A 15,461-nucleotide genomic window follows, 5' to 3' on the forward strand; every position below is an offset into this window, starting at 1 on the left:
TTCAGAATTCGCGTCATGCGTTTTCTCTGCGGGTTTCCAAATGGTTGAGGCGCATACTGGGAGCCAGTATGCACACCAGGGTCAATCCCACCAGCAGGGTAAGCCCAAAGGTATGCAGGGCGGGCGTGGCGGACAGTGCCAGCAAGCCGAAGGACAAGCCGGTGCTGACGGCTCCGAGCAGCACGGCCAGCCATGCGTAGCCCTGCTCTTCACCCTGGTGCTCCAGCAGGAAGATACCGTAGTCCACGCCCATGCCCAGCAAAAGCATCAAGGCGAGCAGGTTGAACAACTGAAGGGGCTCGCCCAGCGCGCCAAGCACCGCCAGGCAGCCCAGGGAGGCCAGGGCGGTCGGCAGCCAGGCGCGCCAGGCGGAGCGGCCAAAGCGCGCGGCCAGGGCGGCCCACACGAGCACATGCCCCGCCAGCAACAGCCAGCCCATGGCCGCGCGAAAGCGCCCCAGCAGCCGGGACATGTCGCCGGCGCGGTCCACCCACTGCACACCTTCGACTTGTTCGCCCAGCGCCTTCAAGGCTTCGCCCTGCGTGCGCTGTGTCAGCCCGCGAATCAGCACGACGCTGGCATAACCATCGCCTACCGGGCCCAGCCACTGCGCGCGCGCGACGCCGGATGCCGGGCTGTCCAGCCAGGGCTGCAACTCCAGAGCGGTGGTCTTGAACTCGGGGCGGCGCAAATCTTCACCCAGCGATTCGCCGATGCGGGCCAGGAGTTGCTGTTCAACGCGGGCAGTGATCTGGCGGTTCTCCGCCTGGCGCGCGGCGGAGGGCACCCAGTCGGAGAGTGTGCTCAGGCCCAGTTGTTCGCCGTTCTGCGCGAACTGGCCGAAGCGGGGCACCAGGGCGGCTTTCAGCGCTTCTTCACGCTGCAACACGGCTTGCACTGTCGGCCCCTGTACCAGGAAGAACTGGGCCGGGCTGGGCGTTTGCAGCAGTCGTGCCACCTCGACCTGGGCCTTGACGAGCGCGGCCGGCGATGACTGCAACTGGCGCAGGTCGTCGTTGGCCTCCAGGCGGTGGATGCCCCAGGCGCAAATGCCAAAAAAGAGCGCCATGGAGGTCCACAGCCAACGCCCTTTCAGCCGTGGCCAGCGGGCCAGGCTGCCGGCCACGGCGCCGGCCATGCGGCTGCCCGGCAGGGCGCCGCGGTCCAGCGCGGGAAACCAGCACACGGCGGTAAGAAACGCCGCGACCAGGCCGACCGCCGAAAACAGGGCCATCTGGCGCAAGCCCGGGAAGGGCACCACGGCCAGCACCAGGTAGCCCAGCACGCTGGTGGCCAGGGCTAGCGACAAGCCGGGCAGCAAATGCCTCATCAACGGCCAGCGCGGGGTATTTGGCGAGGCCAGGCGTGAGGCAAAGTAATGAATCCCGAAGTCTTCCGCCACGCCCACCAGGCTGGCGCCGAACACCAGGGTCAGCACGTGGATCTGGCCGAACACCCAGACGGTGGCCGACAGGCCCGCGGCGCACCCTACCAGCAGCGACGCCGCGATCAGGGCGACCGTGCGGCCCGCGCGAAAGGCCCACCAGACCAGCGCGATGACCGCGGCCAGCGATCCCCAGCCGATGGTGTTCATCTCCTGGTTGCCCTGTGCCGCCCCGGCTTCGGCGTGCAAGGGGACGCCCGCGCTGACGATGCTGAGCGGCGAAACGGACGCATCGGCGCCAAGGCCGGCCTGTGCGGCGCGCCCGGCTTGCTCCAGCGCGTCGCTCCAGCGGCGGTCGCCGTCCAGGCGAAAGGCCGAGCCTTCGGTTTCATAGAGCAAGACGGCCCAGTCGCGCTTGCCGTCGGGATCGGGCACGCTCAGCAGGCCATCGCGCGGCCTGGCTGCCGTCAGCCCCGCGCGTTGGGACCACCAGGCGGGCCACAAACCCAAAGGGTCTGCCAGCCAGGAGGTGGGCTGGATGGCGCCGAGGCCGTGAAGCCGCTCCAGCGCCTGCCCGGTCAGCAACTGCGTGTCTGTGCCGCCCAATGCCTGCCGCTGGGCGTCGGTGAGCAGGGCGTCGCGCCATGGCCGATAAAAATCCATCACCTGGGCCGCCAGGCCCGCATCCGCCACCCGGCGCAAGCCCGCGTTGGCGGCGATCAGCGACTGGTCGAATCGCAGCGCCGCCTTCTGGACCGCACCCCAATCGGCCGCGCCAAGCATGACCACGACCCTGCGCTCACCCTGCTCGCTCACCTGGCGCATGGCTCGCTGCGCGACCGGCGCCTGCTCGTCTTGCGGCAGCAAGGCGAACACGTCGGTGTCAAACCGGGGCGCGTGCCAGAACTGCCACTGGTGCCAGCCGATGCCGGCCACCACCAGCAGCCAGGCCAATGCCAGCCGCTGGGGCGTGCTCCAGCGCCAGGGTGGTGTCATGGCCCGAAGCGTCCGGCTTCGGACGGGCTCAGCGCTGAGGTGGCGTGGTTGAAAAAGCGGATGCGGCTTTCATCGCCGGAGGCTTCATGCAGTATCGCCAGGTTGACGTATTGGTCGCCTTGCAGCTCGATGCGGGTGATGAAGCCGGCCAGGACGCTGTCGCGCGGCGTTAAAACCAGGCGCCACCCTTGCGTGCCGAGCAGCGCCCCTTCGGACTGGAACCGCGCGCCCAGCACCTGGACGTCTCCGGCCAGCAAGGCCAGCAGCATTTCATTGACGGCGCGCAAACCGGACTCCGCCCGGGCGTCGGTCTGCCGGCTTACCCCGTTGTCGCCCAGCGTCAGAAGGCGATCCCGCGTGATGACCAGGGTGGAGGCAAACGGCTGGGTGGTTATCCATTGCACCCCTTGCCCGCGTGCCATGACAAATGTGCCTCGCGAAACCAGCGGCCGCTTGAATCCCCTGATCGTCTTGGTTTGTTCAAATTCGCCGCGCAACACCGCGGCGTTTCCCAGGCGCTTCCCGACCTCGGCCAGCAGCCCGCTCGCCGGTTGCGCGAGCGCCGGCACGCCTGCCGCGGACCAACCGGCCAGCAGCGCGAGCGCGGCCTGGAGGGCGAGGCGGCGGCTCATGCTCCGGGCCTTTCAACGCCCAGGCGTTGCCACAGAATGGCTGGGCACACCCAGCACATTTCGCGTGTTCGCATGTCCAGCGCGACCTGGATGGTGCTGGCTTTGTTCAGCCGGGCACCTGTCGAGGCGCACAGGATGAGGTAGTCGATTTTCAGGCGGCTTTCCCATTCAACGATGCGCGCGCTGATCCGGATGCGCTGGCCGTAGTGCACCGATCCCACGTATTTAAGGCGCAAATCGACGATGGGCCAGGCGTAGCCCGACTCGCGCATCTGCGGGTAGTCGTAGTTGAATTTGGCCATGAGCGCGTTGCGTGCCAGTTCAAGGTATTTCACGTAGTTGCCGTGCCACACGATGTCCATCGGGTCCAGGTCGTGAAAGGCCGGCGTGAGTTCGATCTCGTGGCTCAGCACCAGGCCGCTTGCCCGAACCGGCAAGCCTGGCTTCTGGTCAAGCGGCTCAGTCAAGATAGATTTCCCATTGATGCGTGCGCATCCCTGCGAGCAAACGCTGCAGATCGGCGTCCAGGGCCCTGTCTTCCACCACCAGCGGGATGGCCTGCGACAGTTGCCGCAGAAAATCGGTCAAGGGGCCGGGCAGGGGCAGCGGGCTCACCTGCTGGCGCAGTGCCATGGCTTGCCGCGCGGCTATCAGCATGGCCGCCACGACCTGCTCGGTCAGATCCAGCACCCGCAAGGCGTCGCGCGCGGCGATGGTGCCCATGCTGACCTTGTCCTGGTTGTGGCATTCGGTGGAGCGTGAAAACACCGAGGCCGGCATGGTTTGCTTCAAGGCCTCGGCCGTCCAGGCCGAGACACTGATCTGCAGCGCTTTCAGGCCGTGGTTGATGGCAGCCCGCGGCCCGGTCGCCGCCGACAGGTTGGCCGGCAAGCCGTGGTTGAAACGGGCGTCGACCAGCAAGGCGAGCTGGCGGTCCATCAGGTCGGCCACGTTGGCCACCACGTTCTTGAGCGTGTCCATGGCCAGCGCGATGTGCCCGCCATAAAAATGCCCGCCGTGCAGCACGCGCTCTTCGTCGGGATCGATCAGCGGATTGTCATTGGCGCTGTTGAGTTCGTTTTCAATTTGCTGGCGAAGCCACGGCAATGCGTCTTCGAGCACGCCGATGACGTGCGGCGCGCWGCGCAGGGAATAGCGGTCCTGCAGCCGTTGCTCGTTGCGGGCCGGCCGGTCCGACATCAAGTCCTGGCGCAGGCGCTGCGCCACTAGCTGCGGCCCGGCGTGCGGTTTCAACGCGAACAGGGTCTCGTCGAAATGGTGCGCATTGCCGTCGCTCGCCCAGACGTTGCACGCGGTCAAACGGGTGGCCAGGCGGGCCAGGCTGTCGGCGCGCTGCCAGGCCAGGCAAGCCAGGCCGGTCATGACGGACGTGCCGTTCATCAGTGCCAGCGCTTCCTTGGGGCGCAGGCGCAGCGGCTTCAGGCCGATGCGGGGCAGTGCCTCGGCCGCGGGTTGGCGCCGTCCCTCGAACCACACCTCGCGCTCGCCGCACAGCACGGCCGCCACATAGGACAAAGGCGTGAGGTCGCCGCTGGCGCCCACGGAACCCTCCGCCGGGATCAGGGGCAACACGTCGTGCACCAGCAGTTGTTCCAGCTGCACCAGCAAAGCCCAGCTCACGCCGGATACGCCCTGGCACAGAGACGACAGGCGCGCGGCCAGTACGGAACGGGTTTCTTCGGGCGTCAGGAAGCGGCCCGCACCTATGCCGTGATAGGTGTAGAGGTGGTGCGGCAGCTCGGCGATCAATTCGGGCGGGATGTTGACTGTGCACGAGTCGCCGTACCCGGTCGTGACACCATAGACCACGCCGTCTTCACGTAACAGGCGGTCCAGGAAAGCCGCGCCGCGTTCGATTCGATCGTGGAAGGCCGGGTCCTGGCTGAGCGCAGCCGGGCGCTCGCGCGCGGCCAGGGCGGCGACGTCATCGACAGTCAGGCGTTGCCCGTCAAAAATCACCGGGGACGGCAGGGCATCGCTCTTGTGTTTAGTCATGTTGCTTGGAATTGGAGGCAGCGCTTGCCTGCTGCCAGAACGGGAAAAAATTGAACCAGGCCATCGGAGCGCGAGCCAGCAGCACTTCCAGCCAATCGGCAAACTGTTGCGCGCAAGCTTGCAGGGCTTGCTGGCGTGTGGCCCGGGGCAGCACTACCAGTTCCGCGAGGCGGTGCACGCGCAGCACGTAGCCGGCCTGGCCTCGCGCGGCCGTTTCACGCACGCATCCCACGGCATACAGCGGGCATTTGAGCAACGCCGCCAGTACATAAGGCCCCACGGGCCATTGCGCCGGCCGGCCCAGAAAGACCGCTTCGGCGGTGGACCCTTGTTGCCGCGGGCTTGCATCCGTTCGCACCGGGACGCGGTCTCCGGCGATGGCCACGAACTCTCCTTGCGCGACCTTGTCGGCCAGCAGCATGGCCGTGGCCGGGTTGACTTCCGTGACCTGGATCAGGCGAACCTCGTTGTCGGGTTGCAAGCTCTGCATCAGGCGATTGAAGCGCTCGGCATGGCGGGTGTGCACCAGGACGTTGAGCCGAACCCCGCGATGGCGCTCGGCGCTGACGCGGCACAACTCCATGCAGCCGATGTGGCCCGTCACGATGATGGCTCCGCGCTTCTGCGCAATCAGGGCCCGTAGGCCCTCCTCGTCCTCGCCTTCAACGCGCAGCGCACTTTGCCCCAGGCCGCCGCTAAGGGTTAGCAGCTTGTCCAGGATGGTGTCGGCAAATGCCAGGAAATGCCGCAGGGTGTCACGCCAGCCCGGGGCGTGCCCCAGTGCACCGCGCGAAGCCTGGATTCGTCGCAGGTATTCCAGTGAAGAGCGGCGGGCTTGCGAGCGCGTGGCCCAGTAGTAAACCACCACGGGGTACAGGCAGAGCCTGAAAGGCAGGCGTCCCAGCACGCGGTAAACCCAGAACAGCAGCTTGATGCCCAGGACAAAGGTGTGTTCTCCCAGGCTGGCCCAGTGCAGCACGGCCGGGTCCGGAGTTTGCGGCCCAAGGCTGGCGGCTGGTTTCGTCATCGCGCCGCCTTTCGCCATAACAGCAGCGGCAGGCGCACCAGCATGCCGGCCAGCATGCGCGCATGCATGCAGGAGATCAGCACGTTGTCCCGCCATAGTTTGAAATGCGAGATGCCGTCCATGGGATAGCTGACCTTGGTCGGCAAGTTGGCCAGCGGTATGCCGCGCCAGTGAAGGCGCACCAGCAGTTCGGAGTCGAAGTCCATGCGCCGGCCCATGTAGACCTCGTCGATCAGTTTGACGACGGGGGCCAGCGGGTAAACGCGAAAACCGCACATGGAATCGCGAATGTCCAGCGACAGGGTGTTGATCCACACCCAGACATGGGTGGCGTACCGGCCATAGAGGCGCGATTTGGGCACGGAAGCGTCGTAGATCGGCACGCCGCACACCACGGCTTGCGGCAACAGGCTTGAGAGCGCCAGGAACTTGGGAATGTCGGCCACGTCGTGCTGGCCGTCGGCATCAATTTGCAATGCGTGCGTGTGGCCCAGCGCGAGCGCCTGGCGCAGGCCCGCCATCATCGCGCCGCCTTTTCCCTGGTTGCGAGGCAGGCGCAGCAGCCGCATCGCGGGCCCGTGCCGTGCTGCCAGGCTCGCCAGGACACCGGCGCAGGCCGCATCGCTGCCGTCGTCGACCACAATGACTTCAAGGCCGCTTGCGCGCACCGCGTCGACCATGAAGCCTATGGTTTGCGGGTGGTTGTAGCAGGGGATCACGGCCACCGGTTTATGCATGGGCGCTTTCCGCTTCATACGACCAGACGGCGCGTCCGTTGGCGTGCTCGTTCAGGCTGGACGGATCGGAAGGGTCCGCGCCCTCCTGCGAATACAGGCGAAAGCTCAGGCTGCACAAGCGGGGGTCGGCCAGCCTGGGCTTGAATTGCAGCGCCAGGCGCAAGGCCGTGCCGGGCGAGACCGGGCGCACGAATTTGAGCGCTTCCAGTCGTACGAAGTGTTGCGGCAGGGCGAAACATTCGCGGCCCAGCGATATCGCCCAATCGAGTTGCGCGACGCCCGGCAGTATGGGCGCCACCTCGAAGTGGCCGTCGAACACCKTCAGGCCCGCATGGATGTCCAGCGTGGCCAGCGCATCGGTGTCGCCGCGCTCCAGCCATTGCACGGCCGGCATTTCGGGGCGCACCGCGGGCGGCTGGGCGGCGAACAGCGCCGCCAGCAAGGCCTCTGTCGGCTTGCCCTGCGCATTGACCGGCAGGGCCTCCACAAAACGCCAGCGCCTCGGGATCGCGAGCGCCTCGACGCCGCTGGACAAGGCCTCGCGCAGCAAGTTGACCAGGCCGCGCCGGCCCTGGGCCTCCTGCGCGCGTCCCGCCGGCGTGAGCACCGCCACCACGCCCACGCGGGCGCCCACGGCGGTGTCGACCACCAGCGCTTTCGCTTCCTGCACCCAGGGCGTCTTCAGCACCTGCTGTTCGACCGCGCTGAGCGACACGCGTTTTTCCTCGATCTTGACGATACGGTCGGCCCGGCCCAGCAGGCGAAAGCTGCCGGCGCTGGCAGCTTCCGCGCGGTCGCTGGTCGTCCACCACCGGTCGTCGGGCAGCCTTGGCGAGGACACCGCCAGGCAACCCTCATCCAATCGCCATTGCACGTCCATAAAAGGTCGCCACGGCTCTTGCGCGCTGGCGGACTGGCGCCAGGCGATGCCGCCGGTTTCCGAACTGCCAAAGACCTCGATGGGTGAGCGTCCCAAAGCTTGCGCAGCGGCCTGTGACACCTCAAAGGGGAGCGGCCCGGCCGACGAAAATACCGCGCGAAGTTCTTGCCGCGCCGCTTGCCAGTCAACGTGTTCGCCCAGACGCTTGAGGTGCGCCGGCGTGGCGATGAGCACCGAGGGCGCGGAGCCCAGGCTGGCGGCCAGGTCGCCCGGATACAGCAGCCTCCGTTGCGAGAAAGGGCGTCCCGCAGCCATGGGCCACAGCACGAGGAAAAGCAGGCCGTAAATATGCTGGTGCGAGACTGTGGCCCACACCGTGGGTTCTCCAGCGCCGGCCAGCATCTGTCCGAACGAACTTTCGAGCGCCTCAATTTCCGACAGCAGCTGGTCGAGCCGCTTGTCGATTGCCTCCGGAAGGCCTTGCGATCCGGAGGTATAGACTTTTAATTTGGCAGCACGCGGGTCGATGGGGTGGCGGTGACCGGTTTCGCCGGGGATGCCGGCAGGCGCTTGAAGCGCGGCGGGCAGATCGCCAGCCAGAGCGCAATCCGAGTCGAGCAGGGCCTGCACCGTGCCGGGCAGGTCGTCGCCCGGCAGGGCAACCGTTTTGCCGGCATGCCAGGCTGCCAGCACGGCGGCCGCAAAATCAAGGGGATCTTTCAGGTAGATGGCCCACTGGGTGTGCGCCTGGCCGGAAAAGGCGGCCTGCCACTGCCCCAGTCGTATTAAAAAGTCGGCATGCGACAGCTCGCGGCCGTCGTCCTGCCGCGCCATGATGCGGGATGGATCAGGCGCGCGACATGCGAAGTCGGTCAGGGACCACCAATCAGCCATGGATTCGTCATCCCACCGCAGGCTTGGCTGCGTCGATGCGATCCCGAACCCGGCGGCGAACCAGCCATTCTCCCGCCGCCAGCACGCCGATCAGGCAATAGGCGATGAGGCCGTTATAGAGCGTCCAGGTGGCGTCGCTCGCCCACAAGGCCGTTGCCAGCGCCACTGAGCCGTTGAGAACAAAAAAAACGCACCACACCTGGGTGACACGCCGCGTATAGGCAACCGCATGCGGGGAGAGATCCGGTTCGCGCACGCGCGCAAAGCGTTCAACCGCACTGGGGGGATACACCAGACTGGCGCCAAAAAGCACCAGCATCAAGGCATTGACTCCCACGGGGTAGAGTTTGAGGGGCAGCAATGCGTTGCCAAACCAGGTGAACGCCGCCAGGACGCACGCCGCCCCGGCCATGCCCCAGGTCGCCGTGCTGCGGCCGGTGCCCAGGCGCATCAGCGCCAGCAGCACCAGGAGCAGCGCCAGCCAGCGCGGCTCAAAATGGCCCAGCCCCAGATAGACGATCAGCGGGTAAGCCAGCGTCACCACCGCCAGCACCACCGCGCCGAGACGGCCTTTATGCATCAGCCGTTTCGCTGCCGGCCACGAGGGCGTACAGAGCATCGACMACGTCACCGACCGTGCGAACCGTTTTGAAAGCCTCGGGCTGCAAACGCTGGCCCATCAGCGGTTTGAGCTGGACGATCAGGTCCACCGCGTCGATGCTGTCGATGTCAAGGTCATCACGAAGTCTGGCCTCCGGCACGATGCGCTCGGCTTCGATATCGAAGGTGTTGACCAGGATGCCCACAATACGTTGAAGTATTTCGTTTTTTGTCATGGGTAGGAGCCTCTCGGAAATTGAAGTCAGCGCGAACGCCCTGCGCCGACGAACGCCGCCAGCGCCTGCACCGAGCTGAAATGGCGGCGGGTTTCCTCGGAGTCCGCCGAAACGGTCACTCCATAGCGGCGTTGCAGAGCCAAGCCCAGTTCTAGGGCGTCGATGGAGTCCAGGCCAAGGCCTTTGACGAACAGCGGTTCGGTGGGGTTGATATCGCCGGCGACGATATCTTCCAGGGCCAGCGAACTGATGATCAGATCCTTGATCTCTAGCTCAAGCGCTTGCATGTCGGGGGTCACTTCGAGTCTCCACAGAGAAATAGTCGATCAGGTGTTCAGTCAGATGGCGGGCGGCCAATGCGTCGCTGGCACAACTCTCGACCAGCGCGGCCACCGGCATATCGTCGTGCACATCGATGCGGAAATGAGGCCGACGGGGCGGAATTCGCCACCATGGTACCCCTTTGGCCAGCATGGATTGGCTGCAGCGTATGAGCACCGGGGTGATATTTACTTTGCCTCGCACGGCCAGATGAGAGGCGCCACGCTGGAGCTTGGCGGGGAAGCCCGCCACCGGCGTGCGAGTGCCTTCAGGAAAAATGATCAGGTTGTTGCCTGCGTGCAACGATGCGATGCAATCCTCGACCATGCCGGGACCGGCATCGTTGCAGATGAACCCTGCTGACAGCACGGCGCCCCGCGTGAAGGGGTTTTCCGCCAGCGCCGCCTTGACCACGCAATCGGCGTGATCGATGAACGATATCAGGAACACCACGTCGATCAGGGACGGGTGGTTGGACAGGATCAGCAGTCCGCGCCGCTTGAGTTTGTCCAGCCCGTGGGTTTCGTAGGTAAATATTCCCAAGGTGTGCATCAAGGCGACGAATGCCTGAAACGCCCGGTTGATGATCCAGCGGGCGGTGACGGAAAGGCGCCCACGGTCCCGCACAAACAGGGACAGGATCGGAAACACCACGATCCAGAGAAGCAGGCCGCCCAGTCCGAAACAGGTGAAGCTGACAGCGGTTGCGAACAGCCGCCACAGATAATTAAGCCGGTCACGCATGGACACTCCACGACCATTGGGTCAGTTTTCTGTCGTGGCGAATCACCGCTGGTTCGGCCGCAGCCGGGCTCAGATGATGCCGGAGCACGTGCCGCAAAACATCCAGGCCCGCGGGCCAGGATGGAGTCTCGGGGCCTGGGGCTTCGGCCGCGTGGACCTGGAGGCTTACCGTCAATCCCGGTTGCGACGGCGCGGGCCGCGCCACTCGCCAGGCCCACGCGTATTCACAGGCCGGTTCATCGGCGAAAACGGTGTAGTCGGTTGGCAGCGGCGCTTCCGAATACACCACCAGCACTTCGCTGGCCCCGTCGGCCAGCAGGGCCGCCGCTTCGGTGAGCGCGGCGGCGACAGTGGCGCGTCCCGCGGCGACCACTACCGTGTTGTGAGTGTGTCCCTGGGCGATGGAGTAAAGCGCCGACACGGCATTGTGCACAGACAGGCCGAAACCGGCCGGGGACAGAGGCTGACCTCCGACCAGGTCATCCAGAAGAGACAAAGAGCCGGCTGTATCGCCGTACCTGGACGCGAACACCAGCGGCGCATCGCTGGCGGAAGATTGGCACCAGTAAGCGACCTGGCAGGCCATACGCCCCAGCCGGTCCAGCCGACGGCGCGTCATGGCGGGCATTTCCGTGAGCGCGGGAACGGTTTGCACCGTCGGTTGTGGAAGCACGGGAAAACCCTGGGCCCACCTGAGCCAGTCTTCGTGACCGGTCAGGCCGTCGGCATACGCCGACCATTCAAGAATGATGAATTCGAATCGCAAAACTAACTCGTTGGTTGATGACCTCAATGACTGATCGGGCCGATCACAAACCATTTCATCGTGCAGCGGGGCCCCCCGGTGACCCCGATTGTTCGGGGCCTTTTATGTTTTGGGCGATTTTACATGCCCCAAAGCGGTTCCAGCCCTCTGTTACGAGGGCCGCAGCCTCCTCCGATTGGGGGGTGAATCGAGGGAACACGGTGCAAAACGACCCAATCGGGCGCGTTTTCAGGCGATACCATCGTTTCATTTTCCCAACAAGGTGCTGCCGTGGACCATAAATGGCTGGAAGACTTCATCGCCCTGGCACGCGAACGCAGCTTTTCGCGGGCCGCCGAGCTGCGCCACGTGACCCAGCCGCAGTTCTCGCGCCGCGTGCGCGCGCTGGAGCTTTGGGCCGGCGCCGACCTGGTCAACCGCGCCGTCGTGCCGCTGGCGCTCACGGCCGCCGGGGAAGAACTGCTGCCCGTGGCGCGCCGCGCCGTGGACGGCCTGGGCGATGTGCGCGCCCGCATACGCCATGCGCAGGGCGGCCTTGACTGGGTCACCTTGGCGACTGGCCGCACGCTGTCGCGCACCGCCGTGCCCGCCTGGCTGGCGCGCGTGAAGCGCGGCGCCGGCGAGTTCCGCCTGCGCATACTCACCGGCTCCATCCACGAAGGCGCCACCGCGCTGGAGCAGGGCGCGGCCGACTTCCTGCTGTCCTTCACGCACCCGCGCCTGCCCATGCGCCTGGACGACCAGGCTTTCGAGGGCCTGACCCTGGGCACCGACGAGCTGGTGGCCGTGAGCGCGCCGCGCCCCGACGGGCAGGCGCTGCATGCCCTGCCCGGCAGCGCGCGCGAACCGGCGCGCGTGCTCGGTTACGCGCCCACGCTGGCGCTCAGCCAGGTCCTGCAGGACGGGCTGAGCCGCGATGCGCGCGAGTTCTTCCTGTACACGGTGACCGAATCCGACTTCGCCGAGTCCCTGCATGAGCAGGCCCTGCAGGGCGTGGGCCTGGCCTGGCTGCCGCGCGGCCTGGTCGGCGACGACCTGCGCAGCGGCCGGTTGGTCGCTGCCGACCCGCAGGCGCTTGCCGTGCGCTTCGAAATACGGTTGTACCGCAACCGCAGCCCGCGCAACGAGCTGGTGCAGCGCATCTGGGCGGCCACGACGGCCTGAACGAGTTTGCGCATGCGCCCATGCGCGATGCGCATGCGGCCCCAGGGGAGGGCTTCCTAGACTGGCTCCACTAAATAAGGAGACCGTCGTCATGCCCCCACATCCCATCATTTCCCGCCCCCACCTGGCCCGCGCCCTGCGCGGGGCCGCGTCCGCCTTGCTGGCTTTGCTGGCCCTCGGTACAGCGCAGGCCCAGAGCTGGCCCGCGGCCAAGCCGATTTCGCTGGTGGTCGGCTACCCGGCAGGCGGCAGCGTCGACCTGGTCGCGCGCATCATCGCCGAGCCGCTGTCCAAACGCCTGGGCACGCCGGTCGTGATTGAAAACGTCGGCGGCGCCGGCGGCACCATAGGCGCGCAGAAAGTCGTCAGCGCCAACCCCGACGGCTACACCCTGCTGCTGGGTTCGGGCAGCGAGGTGTCCATCGCCAAGCTGTTTAATGCCGCCGTCAAGTACAACGGCGAAACCGACCTGGCGCCGGTGGGGCTGATAGGCATCACGCCCATGGTGTTTGTGACCAACACCCAGACCGGCGTCAAGACCATCGAAGAAGCCATCGCCAAATCGAAACGCGAACGCAACCAGCTGAGCTTTGCGTCTTCCGGCATAGGCACGCCGCTGCACGTGTCGGGCGAACTCATCAACCTGATGGCCGGCACCAGCTTCCGCCACGTGCCCTACCGCGGCGCGGGCCAGCAGCTGCAGGACCTGCTGGGCGGCAACATCGAGTTCAGCGTGTCGGTGCTGTCCTCCGCGCTGCCGCACATCGAGTCCGGCAGGATGGTTCCGCTGGGCGTCACCACGCCCACACGCTCGCGCGCCGCGCCGCAAATCCCCGCGCTGGCCGAGAACCCCAGGCTCAAGGGGTATGACATGAACGTCTGGTTCGGCCTTTTCGGGCCCGCCAAGCTGCCGGCGCCCATGGTCGCACGGCTCAACCGCGAACTCAACGACATCCTGCGCGAGGAAGCCGTCTGGCAAAAACTCCAGAAGGCCGGCATTTCGAATGAAGGCGGCACACCCCAGGCGCTCACGGCTTTTGTGCGCGCCGAAACCCAGCGCGTGCGCGCCGTCGTCAACAAGGCCGTCAGCACTGGGGCTGCGAACTGATGCAACACCACCCGGTCCTGACCCTGCCGCCGAATCTGGCGGGCTGGGCGAATTCACCCACCGGCGTGCCGCATGTGCACGAGCGAAGCGGCGCCGCGCCCGGCCCCGAGATCCTGGTCACGGCGCTGGTGCACGGCAACGAATTTTCGGGCGCCATCGCGCTGGCCGAGCTGCTTGCCGCGGGCTGGCAACCGGCGCGCGGCCGCGTCACACTGGCCTTCTGCAACGTCGCCGCCTTCGAGCGCTTTGACGCGGCACAGCCYGACGCCTCGCGTTTTATCGACGAAGACTTCAACCGCGTCTGGGCCGCCGACGTGCTGGCCGGGCCGCGCCGCAGCGCCGAGCTGGACCGCGCGCGCCGGCTGCGGCCTTTTGTGGACCGCGCCACGCATCTGCTGGACCTGCATTCCATGCACGAACCCTGCGTGCCCTTGCTGGTCACCGGCACCCTGGCGCGCAACATCACTTTTGCCCAGGGCCTGCGCACCGCGGGGCAAGTGGTCGTCGACGCCGGCCATGCCGACGGCGTGCGCATGCGCGACTACGGCGAATTTTCGGATGCGCAAGGCGAGCGCATCGCGCTGCTGCTGGAAGCCGGCCAGCACTGGGAGCCACGCGCCGTCAGCGCCGCGCGCGACACCTTGATGCGCTTCCTGGTACAGGCCGGTGCGCTGGCCCGCAACGAAGTGCCGGTCGGCTGGCTGCTGCCCGACCGTGAGCCGCCCGCGCCTGTGGTGGTCACCGACCGCGTGGTGGCGACGTCCATGGATTTCAGTTTCAAAGAGCCCTACACCGGCGGCGAAACCATCGCCAAAGCGGGCACCATGATCGCCATCGATGCGGGGCGCGAAGTGCTCACACCGTATGACGACTGCGTGCTGGTCATGCCCTCATTGCGGCAATTGCGACCGGGGGTGACGACGGTTCGGCTGGGGCGGCGGGGCTGATCGGCAGCCTCTTCGAGAGGAGRCCGAACGGTCAGCGTACGGCCTGCCCCGTCGTTGCCTGCGCGAGCAACCACGCACGGAACACCGCGAGGGCCTCAAGCTTCGATGATTCCTCGGGATACACCAGGTAGTAGCCGCGAGGGGAAATCCATTGTTTCTTCGACAGCCGGCGTAAACGGCCGGTCGCCAGTGCATCGCTGGCCATGAAATCGGGCAGCAGCACCGCCCCCAGGCCCGCTATCGCGGCATTCAGCGCCATCGACATCAGCTCGTAGCGCGGCCCCTCCTGGCCGGTGCCTATTTCGATGCCGGCGTGCTCGAACCATTTGCGCCATGCGTCCAGCACGGTCGTGTGGTGCACCAGCGCCGACATCGGGGTGCGGGAGCTCAGCGATTTGCCGTTTTTGGCGATCCATGCCGGTGCGGCATAAGGCGCCATCGCCAGGGGCAAGACAAAATCGTTGTGCAGGCCGGCGCGGTTTCCGTCGCCGAATTCGAGCGAGGCATCCACCGCCATGCTCTTGAAATCAACCGACCCCACGCGCGTGGCGAAATTCAGGGTGATCTCGCTGTGCGCGCGCGTGAAGTCCGGCAGGCGCGGAATCAGCCAATAGCTGCCCAGCGACGCGCCGACCGACACCGCCAGCGACCCCCCGCGCCCCTTGAGCGCCATCACGTTGGCCGTCGCGCGTTCGAGGCGCTGGAGAATGGGGCCGACTTYGTCCAGGTAATAACGGCCGGCTTCCGTGAGCACGACCGCATCGCGCCGCCGCACGAAAAGCTTGACGTCAAGGCGGCTTTCAAGCGCCATGATCTGGCGGCTGACCGCGCCCTGCGTCAGGTGAAGCTCTTGCGCGGCCGCGGTGAAAGACCGCAGGCGCGCGCTGGCCTCGAGGCAGACCAGGGACATGGTGGAGGGTGCGCGCAGCATCATGGTGCATGAGAAAAAAGCATGGAAGACGCAGAAATTGTCGTTTGTAGCTGAAGGTTTGTCCACGCATCATTCGGT

Annotated in this window: 16 protein-coding genes; 3 read left to right on the top strand and 13 right to left on the bottom strand. The window is 66.4% G+C overall.

Features of this window, described 5'->3' with window-relative positions:
- Positions 1-13: 13 nt before the first annotated feature.
- From AC1D0P_RS00270 to AC1D0P_RS00325, 12 genes are read right to left on the bottom strand one after another with little or no spacing between them, the layout of a single operon-like run.
- Positions 14-2,380 (bottom strand): MMPL family transporter, encoded by a 2,367-nt coding sequence (locus AC1D0P_RS00270; protein ID WP_477674843.1) that lies wholly within the window; start codon positions 2,378-2,380, stop codon positions 14-16.
- Positions 2,377-3,012 (bottom strand): LolA family protein, encoded by a 636-nt coding sequence (locus tag AC1D0P_RS00275; protein ID WP_477674844.1) that lies wholly within the window; start codon positions 3,010-3,012, stop codon positions 2,377-2,379. The genes AC1D0P_RS00270 and AC1D0P_RS00275 overlap by 4 nt, the downstream gene beginning before the upstream one ends.
- Positions 3,009-3,479 (bottom strand): acyl-CoA thioesterase, encoded by a 471-nt coding sequence (locus AC1D0P_RS00280; protein ID WP_477674845.1) that lies wholly within the window; start codon positions 3,477-3,479, stop codon positions 3,009-3,011. Before AC1D0P_RS00280 ends, AC1D0P_RS00275 begins: the two co-directional genes overlap by 4 nt.
- Positions 3,472-5,028, bottom strand: coding sequence for an HAL/PAL/TAL family ammonia-lyase (locus AC1D0P_RS00285; RefSeq protein WP_477674846.1), 1,557 nt, complete (start codon positions 5,026-5,028; stop codon positions 3,472-3,474). The genes AC1D0P_RS00280 and AC1D0P_RS00285 overlap by 8 nt, the downstream gene beginning before the upstream one ends.
- The gene (locus tag AC1D0P_RS00290) at positions 5,021-6,055 is read right to left on the bottom strand and encodes an LpxL/LpxP family acyltransferase (protein WP_477674847.1); all 1,035 of its coding nucleotides are present in this window, start codon (positions 6,053-6,055) and stop codon (positions 5,021-5,023) included. Before AC1D0P_RS00290 ends, AC1D0P_RS00285 begins: the two co-directional genes overlap by 8 nt.
- The gene (locus tag AC1D0P_RS00295) at positions 6,052-6,792 is read right to left on the bottom strand and encodes a glycosyltransferase family 2 protein (protein ID WP_477674848.1); all 741 of its coding nucleotides are present in this window, start codon (positions 6,790-6,792) and stop codon (positions 6,052-6,054) included. Before AC1D0P_RS00295 ends, AC1D0P_RS00290 begins: the two co-directional genes overlap by 4 nt.
- Positions 6,785-8,566 carry an ApeI family dehydratase gene (locus tag AC1D0P_RS00300; protein WP_477674849.1) on the bottom strand — a complete coding sequence of 594 codons (1,782 nt, stop codon included), beginning with the start codon at positions 8,564-8,566 and terminating at the stop codon, positions 6,785-6,787. Before AC1D0P_RS00300 ends, AC1D0P_RS00295 begins: the two co-directional genes overlap by 8 nt.
- A gap of 7 nt (positions 8,567-8,573) precedes the next feature.
- Positions 8,574-9,146 carry a COG4648 family protein gene (locus tag AC1D0P_RS00305; protein WP_477674850.1) on the bottom strand — a complete coding sequence of 191 codons (573 nt, stop codon included), beginning with the start codon at positions 9,144-9,146 and terminating at the stop codon, positions 8,574-8,576.
- Positions 9,139-9,402, bottom strand: coding sequence for an acyl carrier protein (locus tag AC1D0P_RS00310; protein WP_477674851.1), 264 nt, complete (start codon positions 9,400-9,402; stop codon positions 9,139-9,141). Before AC1D0P_RS00310 ends, AC1D0P_RS00305 begins: the two co-directional genes overlap by 8 nt.
- Positions 9,403-9,428: 26 nt before the next feature.
- Positions 9,429-9,689, bottom strand: coding sequence for a phosphopantetheine-binding protein (locus tag AC1D0P_RS00315; protein WP_477674859.1), 261 nt, complete (start codon positions 9,687-9,689; stop codon positions 9,429-9,431).
- The gene (locus AC1D0P_RS00320; protein WP_477674852.1) at positions 9,676-10,467 is read right to left on the bottom strand and encodes a lysophospholipid acyltransferase family protein; all 792 of its coding nucleotides are present in this window, start codon (positions 10,465-10,467) and stop codon (positions 9,676-9,678) included. The genes AC1D0P_RS00315 and AC1D0P_RS00320 overlap by 14 nt, the downstream gene beginning before the upstream one ends.
- Positions 10,460-11,233, bottom strand: a complete 774-nt coding sequence (locus AC1D0P_RS00325) for a beta-ketoacyl synthase chain length factor (RefSeq protein WP_477674853.1) — start codon at positions 11,231-11,233, stop codon at positions 10,460-10,462. The genes AC1D0P_RS00320 and AC1D0P_RS00325 overlap by 8 nt, the downstream gene beginning before the upstream one ends.
- A gap of 270 nt (positions 11,234-11,503) precedes the next feature.
- On the opposite strand from AC1D0P_RS00325, the gene AC1D0P_RS00330 reads away from it, so the two are divergent.
- From AC1D0P_RS00330 to AC1D0P_RS00340, 3 genes are all read left to right on the top strand, one after another.
- Positions 11,504-12,397 carry a LysR family transcriptional regulator gene (locus AC1D0P_RS00330; protein WP_477674854.1) on the top strand — a complete coding sequence of 298 codons (894 nt, stop codon included), beginning with the start codon at positions 11,504-11,506 and terminating at the stop codon, positions 12,395-12,397.
- Between the two features lie 91 nt (positions 12,398-12,488).
- Complete coding sequence (locus tag AC1D0P_RS00335) at positions 12,489-13,505, top strand: Bug family tripartite tricarboxylate transporter substrate binding protein (RefSeq protein ID WP_477674855.1); 1,017 nt, start codon at positions 12,489-12,491, stop codon at positions 13,503-13,505.
- Positions 13,505-14,452, top strand: coding sequence for a M14 family metallopeptidase (locus AC1D0P_RS00340; RefSeq protein ID WP_477674856.1), 948 nt, complete (start codon positions 13,505-13,507; stop codon positions 14,450-14,452). The genes AC1D0P_RS00335 and AC1D0P_RS00340 overlap by 1 nt, the downstream gene beginning before the upstream one ends.
- A 31-nt stretch (positions 14,453-14,483) precedes the next feature.
- On the opposite strand, the gene AC1D0P_RS00345 is transcribed toward AC1D0P_RS00340, so the two are convergent.
- Entirely contained in the window at positions 14,484-15,362 is an 879-nt protein-coding gene (locus AC1D0P_RS00345) for a LysR substrate-binding domain-containing protein (protein ID WP_477674857.1), read from the bottom strand.
- Positions 15,363-15,461 lie beyond the last annotated feature (99 nt).

The organism is Polaromonas sp. P1_G2, from assembly GCF_056405515.1.

Excerpts from the sequence above, each read along its gene's own strand:
- AC1D0P_RS00315 (WP_477674859.1), bottom strand. The coding sequence starts at position 9,689 with ATGCAAGCGCTTGAGCTAGAGATCAAGGATCTGATCATCAGTTCGCTG.
- AC1D0P_RS00335 (WP_477674855.1), top strand. The coding sequence starts at position 12,489 with ATGCCCCCACATCCCATCATTTCCCGCCCCCACCTGGCCCGCGCCCTG.
- AC1D0P_RS00295 (WP_477674848.1), bottom strand. The coding sequence starts at position 6,792 with ATGCATAAACCGGTGGCCGTGATCCCCTGCTACAACCACCCGCAAACC.
- AC1D0P_RS00275 (WP_477674844.1), bottom strand. The coding sequence starts at position 3,012 with ATGAGCCGCCGCCTCGCCCTCCAGGCCGCGCTCGCGCTGCTGGCCGGT.
- AC1D0P_RS00320 (WP_477674852.1), bottom strand. The coding sequence starts at position 10,467 with ATGCGTGACCGGCTTAATTATCTGTGGCGGCTGTTCGCAACCGCTGTC.
- AC1D0P_RS00290 (WP_477674847.1), bottom strand. The coding sequence starts at position 6,055 with ATGACGAAACCAGCCGCCAGCCTTGGGCCGCAAACTCCGGACCCGGCC.
- AC1D0P_RS00305 (WP_477674850.1), bottom strand. The coding sequence starts at position 9,146 with ATGCATAAAGGCCGTCTCGGCGCGGTGGTGCTGGCGGTGGTGACGCTG.
- AC1D0P_RS00270 (WP_477674843.1), bottom strand. The coding sequence starts at position 2,380 with ATGACACCACCCTGGCGCTGGAGCACGCCCCAGCGGCTGGCATTGGCC.